At 41.7% G+C, this 13,366-nt stretch carries 14 protein-coding genes and 1 tRNA gene; 11 read left to right on the top strand and 4 right to left on the bottom strand.

Translation table 11 applies throughout. The features are described 5' to 3' along the window. Positions 1-2: 2 nt before the first annotated feature. The 6 genes from BN1546_RS02865 (at position 3) to nspC (ending at position 7,236) form a co-directional block, all read left to right on the top strand. Positions 3-1,316, top strand: a complete 1,314-nt coding sequence (locus BN1546_RS02865) for a WD40 repeat domain-containing protein (protein WP_090735863.1) — start codon at positions 3-5, stop codon at positions 1,314-1,316. Between the two features lie 154 nt (positions 1,317-1,470). Next, a complete protein-coding gene (locus tag BN1546_RS02860; protein ID WP_064963206.1) occupies positions 1,471-2,094 on the top strand; it encodes an SMI1/KNR4 family protein in 624 nt (207 codons plus the stop codon). Positions 2,095-2,275: 181 nt separating this feature from the next. After that, positions 2,276-4,156, top strand: coding sequence for a molecular chaperone HtpG (gene htpG, locus BN1546_RS02855; RefSeq protein WP_090735861.1), 1,881 nt, complete (start codon positions 2,276-2,278; stop codon positions 4,154-4,156). A 157-nt stretch (positions 4,157-4,313) separates the two neighbouring features. Beyond that, positions 4,314-4,574 (top strand): bacteriocin immunity protein, encoded by a 261-nt coding sequence (locus tag BN1546_RS02850; protein ID WP_013370429.1) that lies wholly within the window; start codon positions 4,314-4,316, stop codon positions 4,572-4,574. 314 nt (positions 4,575-4,888) lie between these two features. Then, on the top strand, positions 4,889-6,088 hold the full coding sequence (locus tag BN1546_RS02845; RefSeq protein WP_013370430.1) for a saccharopine dehydrogenase family protein: 1,200 nt from the start codon (positions 4,889-4,891) through the stop codon (positions 6,086-6,088). A gap of 8 nt (positions 6,089-6,096) precedes the next feature. After that, positions 6,097-7,236 carry a carboxynorspermidine decarboxylase gene (nspC, locus tag BN1546_RS02840; RefSeq protein WP_013370431.1) on the top strand — a complete coding sequence of 380 codons (1,140 nt, stop codon included), beginning with the start codon at positions 6,097-6,099 and terminating at the stop codon, positions 7,234-7,236. Positions 7,237-7,436: 200 nt separating this feature from the next. Here the strand turns inward: nspC and BN1546_RS02835 are convergent, their stop codons facing one another. Continuing rightward, a complete protein-coding gene (locus tag BN1546_RS02835; protein ID WP_058829372.1) occupies positions 7,437-7,934 on the bottom strand; it encodes a hypothetical protein in 498 nt (165 codons plus the stop codon). Between the two features lie 293 nt (positions 7,935-8,227). Between BN1546_RS02835 and BN1546_RS02830 the strand changes: the two genes are divergently transcribed. Then, positions 8,228-8,743 carry a hypothetical protein gene (locus tag BN1546_RS02830; RefSeq protein WP_090735858.1) on the top strand — a complete coding sequence of 172 codons (516 nt, stop codon included), beginning with the start codon at positions 8,228-8,230 and terminating at the stop codon, positions 8,741-8,743. A 70-nt stretch (positions 8,744-8,813) separates the two neighbouring features. After that, the gene (locus BN1546_RS02825) at positions 8,814-9,323 is read left to right on the top strand and encodes a GNAT family N-acetyltransferase (protein WP_090735855.1); all 510 of its coding nucleotides are present in this window, start codon (positions 8,814-8,816) and stop codon (positions 9,321-9,323) included. 103 nt (positions 9,324-9,426) lie between these two features. Here the strand turns inward: BN1546_RS02825 and BN1546_RS02820 are convergent, their stop codons facing one another. Next, a complete protein-coding gene (locus BN1546_RS02820; RefSeq protein ID WP_090735852.1) occupies positions 9,427-9,861 on the bottom strand; it encodes an N-acetyltransferase in 435 nt (144 codons plus the stop codon). Between the two features lie 381 nt (positions 9,862-10,242). Here BN1546_RS02820 and BN1546_RS02815 point away from each other — a divergent pair. Then, positions 10,243-10,327 (top strand) — tRNA-Leu (locus tag BN1546_RS02815). A gap of 92 nt (positions 10,328-10,419) precedes the next feature. On the opposite strand, the gene BN1546_RS02810 is transcribed toward BN1546_RS02815, so the two are convergent. Further along, positions 10,420-10,950, bottom strand: a complete 531-nt coding sequence (locus BN1546_RS02810) for an NAD(P)H-dependent oxidoreductase (RefSeq protein ID WP_040101681.1) — start codon at positions 10,948-10,950, stop codon at positions 10,420-10,422. Positions 10,951-11,147: 197 nt separating this feature from the next. On the opposite strand from BN1546_RS02810, the gene BN1546_RS02805 reads away from it, so the two are divergent. Together BN1546_RS02805 and fabV are read left to right on the top strand one after the other, a co-directional pair. After that, positions 11,148-11,504 (top strand): winged helix-turn-helix transcriptional regulator, encoded by a 357-nt coding sequence (locus BN1546_RS02805; RefSeq protein ID WP_090735849.1) that lies wholly within the window; start codon positions 11,148-11,150, stop codon positions 11,502-11,504. Positions 11,505-11,721: 217 nt separating this feature from the next. Beyond that, positions 11,722-12,900, top strand: coding sequence for an enoyl-ACP reductase FabV (gene fabV, locus BN1546_RS02800; protein WP_090735846.1), 1,179 nt, complete (start codon positions 11,722-11,724; stop codon positions 12,898-12,900). Between the two features lie 108 nt (positions 12,901-13,008). On the opposite strand, the gene BN1546_RS02795 is transcribed toward fabV, so the two are convergent. Continuing rightward, positions 13,009-13,212: a hypothetical protein gene (locus BN1546_RS02795; protein WP_090735843.1), complete on the bottom strand. Its 204-nt coding sequence runs from the start codon at positions 13,210-13,212 to the stop codon at positions 13,009-13,011. Between the last annotated feature and the right edge of the window lie 154 nt (positions 13,213-13,366).

The following is a 13,366-nucleotide window of genomic DNA, read 5'->3' as shown; positions in this document are numbered from 1 at the left end:
GGATGAGTTGGTTGGATCATGAAATGGCGGCACAGTGGCGACAGGAAGGAAAAAGGTATGCCGCAGACGTGAATGAATTTGTCAGAATCGGTATGGAAAGTCAGTGGCAGCAGGAGCAGCCAGAGCCAAAGCAAGACGAACGCTCCAAACTAGCCGAAGATATTTTTCGTATGATTCAGGAGGCAAATCAGGCCGGGGAAATAGAGCAGTTACGTCAGGAGATTCCGGCTGCATCCTGGCCGCTTACAGCAGCGTTTGAGGAGGCTTTGCAAGCCGTTAGGCCGATGGCTTTTATAAATGGAGGCAATGAAGTCATTCTACATGCAGGCAATCCTCGGGAACGCGGACAGATCTATGTGGCGGGAAAAGATGGAATCAGGCAAATCCCTGGAATGCACCGAGTAGGTTGTTCGCCGGACGGGAGTTATTTTGCGTTGGTGGGTGGAAATGGGATTCGGATTGTTCGTCAACCGGATCGGAATCTGCAAGGGGAAGAGACAGCCTATTTTCAGTGGAAGGATATACAAGCCCGTTTAAAAGCATCTATTCCTGACTTGGAATGCTTGGCGGATGAGGAGCACCCTGAGGATATATTAGATGAAGTGATTCCTTTTGGCGATGGACAGCGTCTGTTGCTGGTTTGCGGTTACGGTGTTTATTTGCTGGCTGGTGATCAGGTGGAATTGATTCATCCCACGGCGTCTGAACGAAGGGAATTGGGACTGGAAGACACGATTGTGGATATGGCGCATGGAGCTGTGTCGAAGGATGGACGCTGGCTCGCATATGGCAGCCAGATGAGTGAGCATTTGCTTATGGACTTAACCGATAAGACGGTGCATACATTGGAGCCAGGCTCCAGCTATCCGCATTATGCCCTATTTTCCAAAGATGATATGGATGTCTGGTACAATGCCTGTCATTTCTACAACGGTGCCACCATTCAGATGCCAATTGCCGAAGTGGAGCAGGGAATTGCTCAGAATAAGGAAGAATGGCCGATAATAAATGAAGAAATGCGAGTATACGCTGCAGTAGCGCTGACACAAGGATCTATTCTAGGTGATGCCTACGGCTATCTCCGTCTTATTGATAGAGAGGGGCGTGAACTTTGGCGCTATTTTGTCGGCAGTACGATATCCGGGCTGGCAGTTACACCTGATGAAGGCATGCTGGCGGTTGGGACGTATGGCGGTATGCTTCATTTGATTGATTTGCAGAGTGGCTCAAAGGATGAATATAGCATTGGCACTGCTCCAATTCACGAGACAGAGCGTTGGTTGCTCTGGCGTAGTTATGAGCCATTGCGCTGGTAATACTAATATTCCGCAAATGGTGAAAAAAGCAAGTTCTGATAAGCTGAACATAAAAAGAGTAGTGGATAAATTGCAATGCTATTTTCATATAAAGACGCATGAGGCATACACCTATGGTGCAAAATGGGAATAAAAAGGAAAGAGGTGTGAGAACATGGACAAGAAAGCGGATATTCGCACATCCATGAAGGAGTTATTTGCACAGATGAATGAAGCCTTTTTTATGGATGTGGAAGAAAATGTACCGTTCGAAATGCGTGATGGGAACGTCGATGAGGAGGGATGGATCAAGTGGAAACCTATTCCTTCACAGATTACAGAACAGGAAGTTCGGGATATGGAAGAAAAATACCATTTTGAATTGCCGCCTCTGCTGAGGAATTTTATCATGTCCTACCATTATGTATCTTTACAATTCGATAATGAATCTATTCCGGGAGTATACTGGAGCGATTGTACGTTTGTAGAGTTTCCACGTCTGCCGATAGGTCATGGCTTAAAGGCATTTTATGATTTGATCGATCAATGGTCACCTTTGCTGTCAGCAGGCTATATTCCATTTGCAATTGCAGAAGACAATCAGGGTCCTGTGTGTTTAAATGCAGGCAGCAGACATAAGGACGGGGATTATCCTATTGTATGGTTCTTTCATGAGGATCTAAGGCATTTGGATGAGGATGAGCTACGGATCAGGAGTAATCTGCTTCCTCATGTGCAGGGGCTGTTTCCATCCACTGTCGAACTGTTTAACGTTATGTTTAAGCAGATCAGACACTAGCGATTTCCTGAAATGTAATTTTACTGTGCAGGTTAAGCAAGATATTGACATAAAAAATGAGGAATGTTATAAAAAAGGTAGGCTAGCACTCGAATGGTGGGAGTGCTAACAAAGTTGAATCGTTTGCATAGCTCTTATCCGCTGGCCTTACATAGGTTTATATTTGAAAGGAGATATCCGAATGGAGAAAAAACAGTTTCAGGCTGAGTCCAAGCGTCTGCTCGAAATGATGATTAACTCGATTTACACTCAAAAGGAAATTTTCCTAAGAGAGCTGATCTCCAACGCAAGTGATGCGATTGACAAAATTTATTACAAAGCACTGACAGACGATCAATTGGTCTTTGACAAAGAAAATTATTATATTAAAGTAATTGCCGATAAGGATCATAGAACGCTAACGCTGCGTGATACCGGGATTGGGATGACCAAGGAAGAACTGGAAAATAATCTGGGCGTCATTGCTAAAAGTGGTTCATTGGCATTCAAAAATGAAAATGAGTCCAAGGATGGTCATGACATCATCGGTCAATTCGGCGTTGGCTTCTATTCAGCTTTCATGGTAGCAGATGTAGTTACAGTAACTACCAAGGCTTTGGGAAGCGATACGGCTTATAAATGGGAATCAACAGGTGCTGACGGTTATACCATTGAGGCGGCTGAGAAGGACGAGGTCGGAACCGAGATTGTACTGAAAATCAATGAAAACACCGAGGATGAGTCCTACGACGAATATTTGGACGAGTACCGTTTAAAAGCGCTTATTAAAAAATACTCCGACTTTATCCGCTACCCGATTAAAATGGATGTTACAGGCAAGCGTCTGAAAGAAGGAAGCGACAACGAGTTTGAGGATTACAAAGAAGAACAGCGTATTAACAGCATGGTGCCCATCTGGAGAAAAAATAAAAGCGAGCTAACCGACGAGGATTATCAAAACTTCTACGCGGAAAAACGCTATGGCTACGACAAGCCGCTCCAGCATATCCATGTCAGCGCGGACGGCGCGGTAGTGTACCAAGCTATTCTGTTTATTCCTGAGAACATACCGTTTGATTTTTACTCCAAGGAATATGAAAAAGGGCTGGAGTTGTATGCCAACGGTGTACTGATCATGGAAAAATCTCCTGACCTGCTGCCGGATTATTTTAGCTTTGTGAAAGGTATGGTTGACTCTGAAAGCCTGTCACTCAACATTTCGAGAGAAATGCTGCAGCATGACCGTCAGTTGAAGCTGATTGCCAAAAATATCGAAAGTAAAATTAAAGGCCAGCTATTGACACTACTCAAAAATGATCGGGAGAAATATGATCAATTCTACAAATCATTTGGCAGACAATTGAAATTTGGTGTCTACAACGATTACGGCAGACATAAAGAAACCCTTCAAGATCTGCTTATGTTCTACTCTTCTACAGAGAAAAAACAGGTTACTTTGGACGAATATGTATCTCGTATGCCAGAGGATCAAAAGTATATTTATTATGCTTCCGGGGAGTCCAACGAGCGTATTGAAAAGCTGCCGCAGACCGAATTAGTGGCCGATAAAGGCTATGAAATTTTGTATTTCACTGATGATATTGATGAGTTCGCTATTAAAATGCTCTTAAGCTATAAAGAGAAAGAATTCAAATCCGTATCGAGTGGCGATCTGGGGATTGAATCTGACGAAAATGAGAAAGAAACTGAAGCGGAACAAAACGACAACAAGGAGTTGTTCGAGTACATGAAGGGCTTGCTGGAAGGCAAAGTATCCAGTGTAAAAGCCTCCAAACGCTTGAAAACACATCCAGTATGTCTGTCCGCAGACGGCGAAGTGACTATTGAGATGGAGAAAATTTTGAACGCCATGCCGAATAACGCTGATGTCAAAGCGAATAAAGTGCTGGAAATCAACGTGAACCATGCGGTGTTCAACTCTTTGAAAGAAGCCTTTGCCGAGGATAAGGAGAAGGTAAACCTCTATACGGCATTACTGTATAATCAAGCTTTGCTGATCGAGGGCTTGCCGCTGCAAGATCCGGTTGAATTCACGAACGATATTTGCAAAATCATGGTTTAATATGCTTTATTACGACATAGAGCCGTTCCCGTACCGGGGGCGGCTTTATTTATTATGACACTTCTTAAAGCTCCATAATAGGTCGTATAGTGCTTACACTAGAAGTGTAAGGCTACAACACTATGTTGACTATATCCATACCTAGGAGGGCGATTGTATGAGTCTGGACCGAAACCCATTGAAACTCCAAAAGTTAAACCGAAGTGAGCTTATACAGTTGGTGGACAAAATTATCAGAGGCGAGGGAACGGAGGAGGAACTTGACAGCATGCTGACTGAAGTCATGCAAAATACACCTCATCCGGGGATTAGTAATTTGATTTATTGGGATGACCGTGATTTGAGTGCGGCAGAGATTGTAGATGAAGCATTAGCCTATCAGCCCATTATTTTACCACCCCATGAATCTTCTTCATAGGACGCGGAGGGGTGGTCTTTTGTTCAAAAATAAGATAATATGATTTCTTTAAGACATGAGCATTATATTCAAGAAAACTTCCATTAAAGGTGTGTTGGATTCCTTGTAATGTATGGGGAAATGTTTGCTTTTGGCTCGCTTCACAAAGAATTTATGCATAATTTTGGGATTTGTAAAGTTTTTGTGACATGCTCCTGTGAATTTTGACACAGCAAATTGTCGTTTTTCTTGATTATTTGGTGGGATGTCTTTATAATCATTTTGTTTGCAAGAATGAATAGCGATTAGCGTATGGAATAAGGAGGTTATTTATTTTGGGAAAAGCATTGATTATTGGCGCCGGTGGCGTGGCCAGCGTTGTGGTGCATAAATGTTGCCAAAACCCAGATGTATTTGAAGAAATTTGTATCGCAAGCAGAACTGTTGAGAAATGCGATGCGCTTAAAGAGAAGCTGGGTGGAGGTCGTACGAAGATCCAAACGGCTCAGCTTGATGCTGACAACACCGACATGGTCATTGACTTGATTCGAAGCTTTCAACCGGATGTAGTTATCAATGTGGCTCTCCCTTATCAGGATTTGACGATAATGGATGCTTGCCTTGAGACAGGTGTTCATTACGTTGATACGGCGAACTATGAACCGCCGGATACGCCGAAGTTTGAATACAGCTGGCAATGGGCCTACAAAGAAAGATTCGAAAAAGCAGGAATTACAGCTCTGCTGGGCAGCGGTTTTGATCCAGGCGTGACTGGAGTATTTACGGCATATGCTCAAAAGCACTATTTTGATGAAATTCATACGATTGATATTGTGGATGCAAATGCAGGGGACCACGGATATCCTTTTGCAACTAACTTTAATCCGGAAATCAATATTCGTGAAATTACAGCGAAAGGCCGTTACTTTGAAAACGGAGAATGGATTGAAACTGAGCCACTTTCTGAGAAAAAAGTATACGACCTGCCTGAAATTGGACCGAAAAATATATATCTTTTGTATCATGAGGAACTGGAATCTCTTGCAGTGAATATTAAAGGCGTGAAAAAAATCCGCTTCTGGATGACGTTCTCGGACAATTATCTGAATCATTTGAACGTACTTCAAAACGTAGGCATGACTTCGATCGAGCCTATTGATTATGAAGGACAACAAATCATTCCACTGCAATTCCTGAAAGCTATTTTGCCGGACCCGGCTTCTCTGGGACCAAGAACAAAAGGCAAAACAAACATTGGCTGCATCATCCAAGGCGTGAAAGATGGAAAGCCAAAAACCTATTATGTTTACAACGTTTGTGATCATGAGGAATGTTATGCAGAGGTTGGCTCCCAAGCCATTTCTTATACAACAGGTGTTCCTGCCATGATCGGTGCAATGCTTATCATCAAAGGTCTCTGGAAAAAGCCAGGCGTTTACAACGTTGAGGAATTCGATCCAGATCCATTCATGGAAGCACTAAATAAACACGGATTGCCATGGCAAGAGAACTTTTCGCCAACGTTGCTTGATTGAGGTCTGCGATGAATATTGATATTACCGGACTCCCATCACCTTGTTATCTTGTTGACGAAAGACTTCTTGTCAAAAACCTTGAGGTTTTGAATTCCGTACAAGAGCGGACAGGTTGCAGTATTCTGCTTGCTCTTAAGGGATTTTCGATGTTTTCGACCTTTCCTCTGGTTGGCAAATACTTAAAAGGCGTAACCTCCAGTTCGTTGTTCGAGGCAAGACTCGGTCGCGAAAAAATGGACAAGGAGGTTCACGTATACGCACCAGCTTATGTTGACAGTGAATTTGATGAGCTATTGGAGTATGTTGACCATATTGTCTTCAACTCCTTTGATCAACTGAACCGCTTCAAAAGCAGAGTGCAAGGCGTAACTTCCAAAAAAATCGATATCGGCATTCGAGTGAATCCGGAATATTCGGAAATCGAAACGCCGCTGTATGATCCTTGCTATAACAACTCCAGAATGGGTGTGACTCTGGCTAACTTTAGACCTGAGGATCTGGATGGCGTGGACGGTATTCATTTTCATACGATGTGTGAACAGAATTCTGATACGCTGGAGCGAACTATTAAAGTCGTGGATGAGAAATTCGGGCCATACATTAAGCAAATGAAATGGCTCAATTTTGGCGGCGGTCACCATATTACCAGAGAAGACTATGATCTGGACACACTGGTACGCTGTATCCAATATTTTCAGGATAAATACGGTGTGCAAGTTTATCTTGAGCCAGGCGAAGCTATCGCTCTGAACACCGGATATCTGGTTGCAACCGTATTGGATACGATGAAAAACGGAATGGACATTGCCATTCTGGATACTTCGGCTGAATGTCATATGCCTGATGTGCTGGCTATGCCTTACCGCCCGAATATCATTGGTGCTGGCAAGCCTGGTGAGTATGCACATACTTACAGACTTGGAGGACTTACGTGCTTGGCTGGAGATGTGATTGGTGACTATTCCTTTAAAGAGCCATTGAAGCCGGGAGACAAGCTTGTATTCTGCGACATGGCCCATTACACGATGGTCAAAAACCATATGTTCAACGGAGTCAACCTGCCAGCCATCGCCAGCTACAACGATGAAGAGGGCATCAAGGTAATCCGTCAGTTCTCCTACGAGGACTTTAGCTCGCGTTTGTCGTAAGGAAAAGGCAAAATTAAATGAACTGAGTTTAACGAAGGAATGACTCAACTACAAAAGCCTCGCCCTTTTAAAAAAGGGTGAGGCTTTTTGATGTAGTTAGGATTTTTTAGTCTTTATATGTGTCTGTTGCTTGTATCCAATACGACAACAGGCATTAAAGAACGATACACAACTTGAAAAGTTACATAAATTTAATTAGTCTACCTTACAGCTTCAGAAGAGACTTTATAGTCAAATATATGTCCTCCAGGTTGAATTCCTGGAAAAACCTCGACGGCTAGGTAGTATTCTTTACCTTTTTCAAGTTCTACTTCTAAAGAATATTGGCTATCTCTTGAACGTTTCATTTTACGACCAGTATTATCGTAAACAGTCATTTGCAACCAGGAATCAGAATATCTGTCTCCCTGAATTGTAAAATGGACTTTTTGCGATTCAAAAGCCTTAATTCTATATACATCGTAGGCTTCCCAGACTCCAGGCACACCCTCGGCACCAAGTCTTCCGATAACAGCGTCACCTATAAAATAGTAGTTAGCCTGTTCAAAACTATCATTTGGTTCCTGTTCATGATATTCAAGTACAGAGGAAGGAGTTAAGCCGTTTGTAGCGGATGCTGCTTCTTGAGCAGATGCAACAGCGGTGGATGTGCTTAATAGAAGTGCAAGACCTAGTGTGGAAAAAACTGCCTTTTTCATTTAATCATCTCTTCCCTTCTTTTATTTTGGGATTTATATAATATACTTACTAATCCCATTCATTATTATATAGTATATTCCAGTAAATTGGAATAAAAATGTAACAATAAACAAAAATATATATTTTTTTGTCACAATTATGAGTTTTTACAAATTTATTCACTAATTTTCAATTAAGAGTTAGCCAACTTACTGTATACTATAGAATTCCGTCTTAATATGCTTTCGTGAAAAGGGGCATCCTTTAGGAGTAACACAAGCTATGTTATACTCCATAATTGGAGGTGAGAAAAATGTTCGACCCGACCGTTTTTGATAATTTAAAAGTGGCTATGGAAAATGCGGTTTATGATCTGGATAATCTGGATTCACGTATTAACATTACACAGCGAATCGATAGATTGGAAATGTCGGTAATGTCGCGTGAATTTGGCGTACAGTTCAGTCTGAGAGAACAGCCGGGTGTGACGGCAGAACTTCAACTAAAAATGGATTTAAACAACCTGGCTGCAGAAATTTTGGAAATGGAAGATCAAACTCCGGGATGTAGCTTATTGCTGTATTTTGATATGAAGATTCGAGATATTGAGGCACAATGCAGCCGGATTGAAAAAATACTGGCCGAAATTTGGAAGCCTGAACTTCGACCAGTACAGACGCTAAGTCAGATTTACGGAGAGAAGACATCTACATACCATAATAGGATTGAACTCCGATTTTCCAGGCAAATTAACGAAGATCAGATGGAGGATATTTCAGAGTTGTTGGAACATATGTTGCTGACGCTTACGGAATTAAACAAGATCTAAACATCCCTCTTCCTCTTAATAAAGACAGCCTGTCATTTGGGGAATTTAGAGGTAAAGGAGCTGGAGATATATGATAAATGAACACGATTTTCCTGAAATATATGCGATTATGGAGTCTTCTTTTCCAGCATCAGAATGTAGGACGTTTGAGGCTCAAAAGGCTTTGCTAAAACATCCTAGCTATCGCATTATGACTGAAAAGAATGAGCAGGGGAACATAGTGGCTTTCTTGGTAGGTTGGGAATTCGGACATTTTCGATTTGTAGAGCATATTGCGGTAGATTCCCGTATACGAGGCGGCGGATTAGGCAAAAAGCTTATGAGGAAATTTGTCTCACAGTCTGACCAACCGGTAGTGCTGGAGGTTGAGCCGCCAGTGGATGAATGGTCACGGAGAAGAATCGGCTTTTACGAACGATTAGGGTTTCATCTGAACGATTTTGAATATGTACAGCCCCCTTTAAGAGAAGGACAGGCAGATCTGCGGCTTCAGATTATGAGCTATCCAGGTGCGTTGGCTGAATCGGCGTTTGCTCCGTTTAAAGAGATTTTATATACCGAGGTTTATGGGCTTAAATAAGAGACTAGACAGTTAGTAGATAAAATTAAAAGGCTCTGCTTGTGCCGTATGGATACGGGAGCGGAGCCTTTGTTCTAAAAAGTTAAAGGGTGCTTCATTATTATTAATGTTTAGTCCATATCATCACAAATTCCTTCTCCTCAGTTTCGGCATCCACAGATTCCGCTTGAATGGTAAATCCATTTTTAGTATAAAAGTTAAATGCTTTCGTGTTGGACTGATACACCTTTAATTGAATTTCGTCATGCTGCTTCTTAACCCAATCTAATAGTAGCTTGCCATAGCCTTTTCTTTGAGAATCAACACGTATAAACAGAGCAGCCAAGTATCCATCCAACATGGAAACGAAGCCGCCAATCGTATGATCATCCTGTATGATAACGTAGTTTTGAGCGAGGGGAAGGTACTTGTTCTCCATCTCGGCAGCTTGAGATTTCCAATACTGTGGAGCAATAAAATGATGGGCTTCTACAGAAGCATCCAGCCAGATGGCTACCAGTTCTTTCAACTCTTCTACTTTCGCAGATCTAATTGACATTGTAACGCCTCTTTTCACATTATGTAATCTTATCTATACTAAGTATGATACTGAAATAAAAAAGACCGTCCGTAGACGGCCTTTCTACCCGTGGCGCTTAATTAAAGCCTTGATCCGTATCCCGCGCCTCCGTCAACTCTGTAAATTAGAGAATAACGGACCGGGTAAGGGATACGCTCAACATGTGATTATTGATGTTGACGCACCTCCTTTCCTGATGCGTTCATCTTACCATATCTGGTTGGTGATATCCAGTGGTTTTATTATATTTGCTAGTATTATTCATAGAAAATATAATATAAAAATGGCTTGCTTTTAAATTCTATGCAAGATATAATCTTAATTACGGTGATTAAAAAAGTTGCCATCAATACATAGTATGCGGTCGTGGCGGAATTGGCAGACGCGCACGGTTCAGGTCCGTGTGGGCTAACCCCCCGTGGAGGTTCGAGTCCTCTCGACCGCATTATACCTAACCATTACAGGTTCTTGGATTGGCTGGATGCCACCAAGAGCCTGTTTTTATATGGTTAAGATGCGTGTTGTAAAACAGCCATTTTATTTATACTGGAATATATATTTAATATAGTCCTTTGCGCTTTGGTTAATGTCTTCATCACTTGCTTGAAACGAGGCTCCAAAGACAGCGAAATAGGGTAATGTCGTGGCGCCAACATGTACTGCGCTTGCTTTGAAAGGTGCTATAACTTCATCTACCGTAAAGGTAACGGAACCAGTAGATAAGTAGTTTTCTTTTTTATCACCAATCGACATGGCGATCCCTAGCTTCTTTCCTTTTAACTTATCACCTTTTGAACCATAAGCCCATCCATGCGTAAAAACATCATCAAACCACTTTTTTAACAGAGGAGGGTAACTGTACCAATATAAAGGAAATTGAAATATGATATTGTTGTGTGCTTCAAGTAACTTTTGTTCTTTCAAAACATCAATATTCCAGTTTGGATACTCTTTATAAATTTCATGAATTGTAATTTCATTGGTATATTGAAGCAATTCTTGTTTCCATCTTTGATTTACTCTGGAATCTTCAATATTCGGATGTGCTAAAATCACGAGAGTCTTCATCATAAATCACCTTTCTTACATAGCATCATTTGCTTTTTGGGGATACGTCTTATTATTCTGTACGCTATAAAAAAAGTAAATACACACAATAAAGTAATATAGTTACTTGAAAGTGTGCATGGTACTTAGAGTAAAGATATGTGATTATAGAATTAATTGGATCAACTTAGTTATTTTAGCGGTGAAAAGGTGGTCGTATGAAACAATATAATTTAGGCATAGAAGCAACACTTGAGATCATCGGAGGTAAGTGGAAATCCTTAATCATATGTTTATTAATGGCTGGTAGAAAGAGGACAAGTGAATTACAGCGTAGTATTCCAGGCGTTTCTCAAAAGGTTCTTATACAGCAGCTTCGTGAACTTGAGAAGGATGGCATCGTTGGCAGACATGTGTATAATCAAATGCCTCCAAAAGTGGAGTATTATATAACGGAATATGGTATAACAGCAAATGAAATAATTGATTTAATGTGTACCTGGGGAAGAGCGAATATCAAAAAAAGACAACAGCAAGGAGAAGATGTGATGTTGCTAGAGAATGAGTCAAAATGAATAGTGGAGTGAAAGAGCGCTGGAGACTATGATGTTTACGGCGATTTTCTTTTTTTATAGAGTCGGTGGTTCGGGGATGTCTGTTGTCGAGTATATGATCGGTTGCCCTCAAGTACTATGTTATAAGTTGAGCCACAAGCTGATTTGTAATATAGTTATGACTGGACAACCATTTCCATCAATATTAAATGAATGCCAAAGTAGGGGGACCCTTGCAATGATTATTAAACCGAAAATTCGTGGTTTCATATGTACGACTGCACATCCTGCAGGATGTGCGGCTCATGTTAATCGTCAAATCAACTACATCAAAGACAGCACAGCATTACAAGGAGCTAAAAAGGTACTCGTGATCGGAGCATCCACAGGCTATGGACTGGCTTCACGCATTGCTGCAAGCTTTGGTATGGGAGCTGACACCATTGGAGTATCCTTTGAACGTCCTGCTTCAGAGGGACGCACAGCATCGGCAGGCTGGTACAATACAGTGGCCTTTGAAAGAGCGGCTAGAGCGGCTGGCTACATAGCGGAAAGCATTAATGGAGATGCTTTTTCCCATGAAATTAAGCAAGAGACGTTAAAGCTGGTCAAGGAAAAACTGGGCAAGGTAGACTTGATCGTGTATAGTGTCGCTTCACCACGGCGGACCCACCCAGATACAGGAGAAACCTTCAATTCCGTTCTCAAGCCTATCGGACAGCCTTTTACGAATAAAACGGTGAATACGAATACGGGTGTCGTATCGGAAATTACGCTGGAACCAGCTACGCAGGAGGAGATTGATAATACCATCACGGTCATGGGTGGAGAAGATTGGTCTTTATGGTTAAAAGCGTTAGAAGAAGCCGACCTGCTGGCTGAAGGAGTAACCACACTGGCTTACTCGTATATTGGTCCCGAGATTACGGAGGCTATCTACCGTAAAGGAACCATTGGCCAAGCTAAAAATGATTTGGAAGCCACCGCACATACTTTAACAAAGCAACTGGAGCCTTATCATGGGAAGGCCTACGTTTCAGTGAATAAAGCTTTGGTTACACAATCCAGTTCCGCTATACCTGTTGTGCCTCTATATATATCCTTACTGTTTAAGGTCATGAAAGAAAAAGGACTACACGAGGGATGTATTGAGCAGGCGCAACGTCTGTTCGAGACGTTATACAATGGGTCCACAGTGGAAACGGACGAAGAAGGGCGCATTCGTCTGGATAACTGGGAAATGAGAGAGGATGTGCAACAAGCTGTTAAAGCGGCTTGGTCTGAGATCACTACCGAAAACGTATCCGAATTGGGTGATCTTGAACAATACCGTTTGGATTTCCTTCAATTGTTTGGATTCGGTTTTGATGAAATTGATTATGAATTGGACGTTGATCCAGAAGTTCACACGAATTAAGTAAAATAGGTTCCAAGTCAAAAACGGGTACTCTCAAGCTGCAAATGGCTTGTGAGACCCGTTTTTTATGTATGCAGTCAAATTTAAATGGACTGGTTTTCAAAAAATTCATCGAGAATTGGACGTAGAAAGCGATCTACGGTACAGTAAGCGAAAAACGGCAATAGTAATGATAATCCCTGCAATGCCAAAAACCGTGACAGAAGTCAGTGCGCGATAAGCTTGCCAGCCGAACAAAAAAGCAATCCCACTGCCAAACGTTGTACCTGCTAGTAACCCGAGTGCGCAGGCAATGTCCGTTCCAAATTTCATAATCATGTTCCTTTCGAATGGTTGAATTGCATAGTAACTTGTACGTTTTTTCTGGACTTGTACCTACACTTGTGCGTACAATTAAATAGTAATCGTTTTCAAACGGAATCTATTTATTAGTATGGATCATTCTTGTACAAATTATTCCTTTTTC

Source organism: Paenibacillus sp. Mc5Re-14 (genome assembly GCF_001049835.1).
Classification (GTDB): domain Bacteria; phylum Bacillota; class Bacilli; order Paenibacillales; family Paenibacillaceae; genus Paenibacillus; species Paenibacillus polymyxa_C.
Note: the sequence above shows the minus strand (reverse complement) of the source record. Positions and strands in the feature narration are given on the sequence as shown.

Excerpts from the sequence above, each read along its gene's own strand:
- BN1546_RS02865 (WP_090735863.1), top strand. The coding sequence starts at position 3 with ATGAGTTGGTTGGATCATGAAATGGCGGCACAGTGGCGACAGGAAGGA.
- BN1546_RS02860 (WP_064963206.1), top strand. The coding sequence starts at position 1,471 with ATGGACAAGAAAGCGGATATTCGCACATCCATGAAGGAGTTATTTGCA.
- htpG (WP_090735861.1), top strand. The coding sequence starts at position 2,276 with ATGGAGAAAAAACAGTTTCAGGCTGAGTCCAAGCGTCTGCTCGAAATG.
- BN1546_RS02850 (WP_013370429.1), top strand. The coding sequence starts at position 4,314 with ATGAGTCTGGACCGAAACCCATTGAAACTCCAAAAGTTAAACCGAAGT.
- nspC (WP_013370431.1), top strand. The coding sequence starts at position 6,097 with ATGAATATTGATATTACCGGACTCCCATCACCTTGTTATCTTGTTGAC.
- BN1546_RS02835 (WP_058829372.1), bottom strand. The coding sequence starts at position 7,934 with ATGAAAAAGGCAGTTTTTTCCACACTAGGTCTTGCACTTCTATTAAGC.
- BN1546_RS02830 (WP_090735858.1), top strand. The coding sequence starts at position 8,228 with ATGTTCGACCCGACCGTTTTTGATAATTTAAAAGTGGCTATGGAAAAT.
- BN1546_RS02825 (WP_090735855.1), top strand. The coding sequence starts at position 8,814 with ATGATAAATGAACACGATTTTCCTGAAATATATGCGATTATGGAGTCT.
- BN1546_RS02820 (WP_090735852.1), bottom strand. The coding sequence starts at position 9,861 with ATGTCAATTAGATCTGCGAAAGTAGAAGAGTTGAAAGAACTGGTAGCC.
- BN1546_RS02810 (WP_040101681.1), bottom strand. The coding sequence starts at position 10,950 with ATGAAGACTCTCGTGATTTTAGCACATCCGAATATTGAAGATTCCAGA.
- BN1546_RS02805 (WP_090735849.1), top strand. The coding sequence starts at position 11,148 with ATGAAACAATATAATTTAGGCATAGAAGCAACACTTGAGATCATCGGA.
- fabV (WP_090735846.1), top strand. The coding sequence starts at position 11,722 with ATGATTATTAAACCGAAAATTCGTGGTTTCATATGTACGACTGCACAT.
- BN1546_RS02795 (WP_090735843.1), bottom strand. The coding sequence starts at position 13,212 with ATGAAATTTGGAACGGACATTGCCTGCGCACTCGGGTTACTAGCAGGT.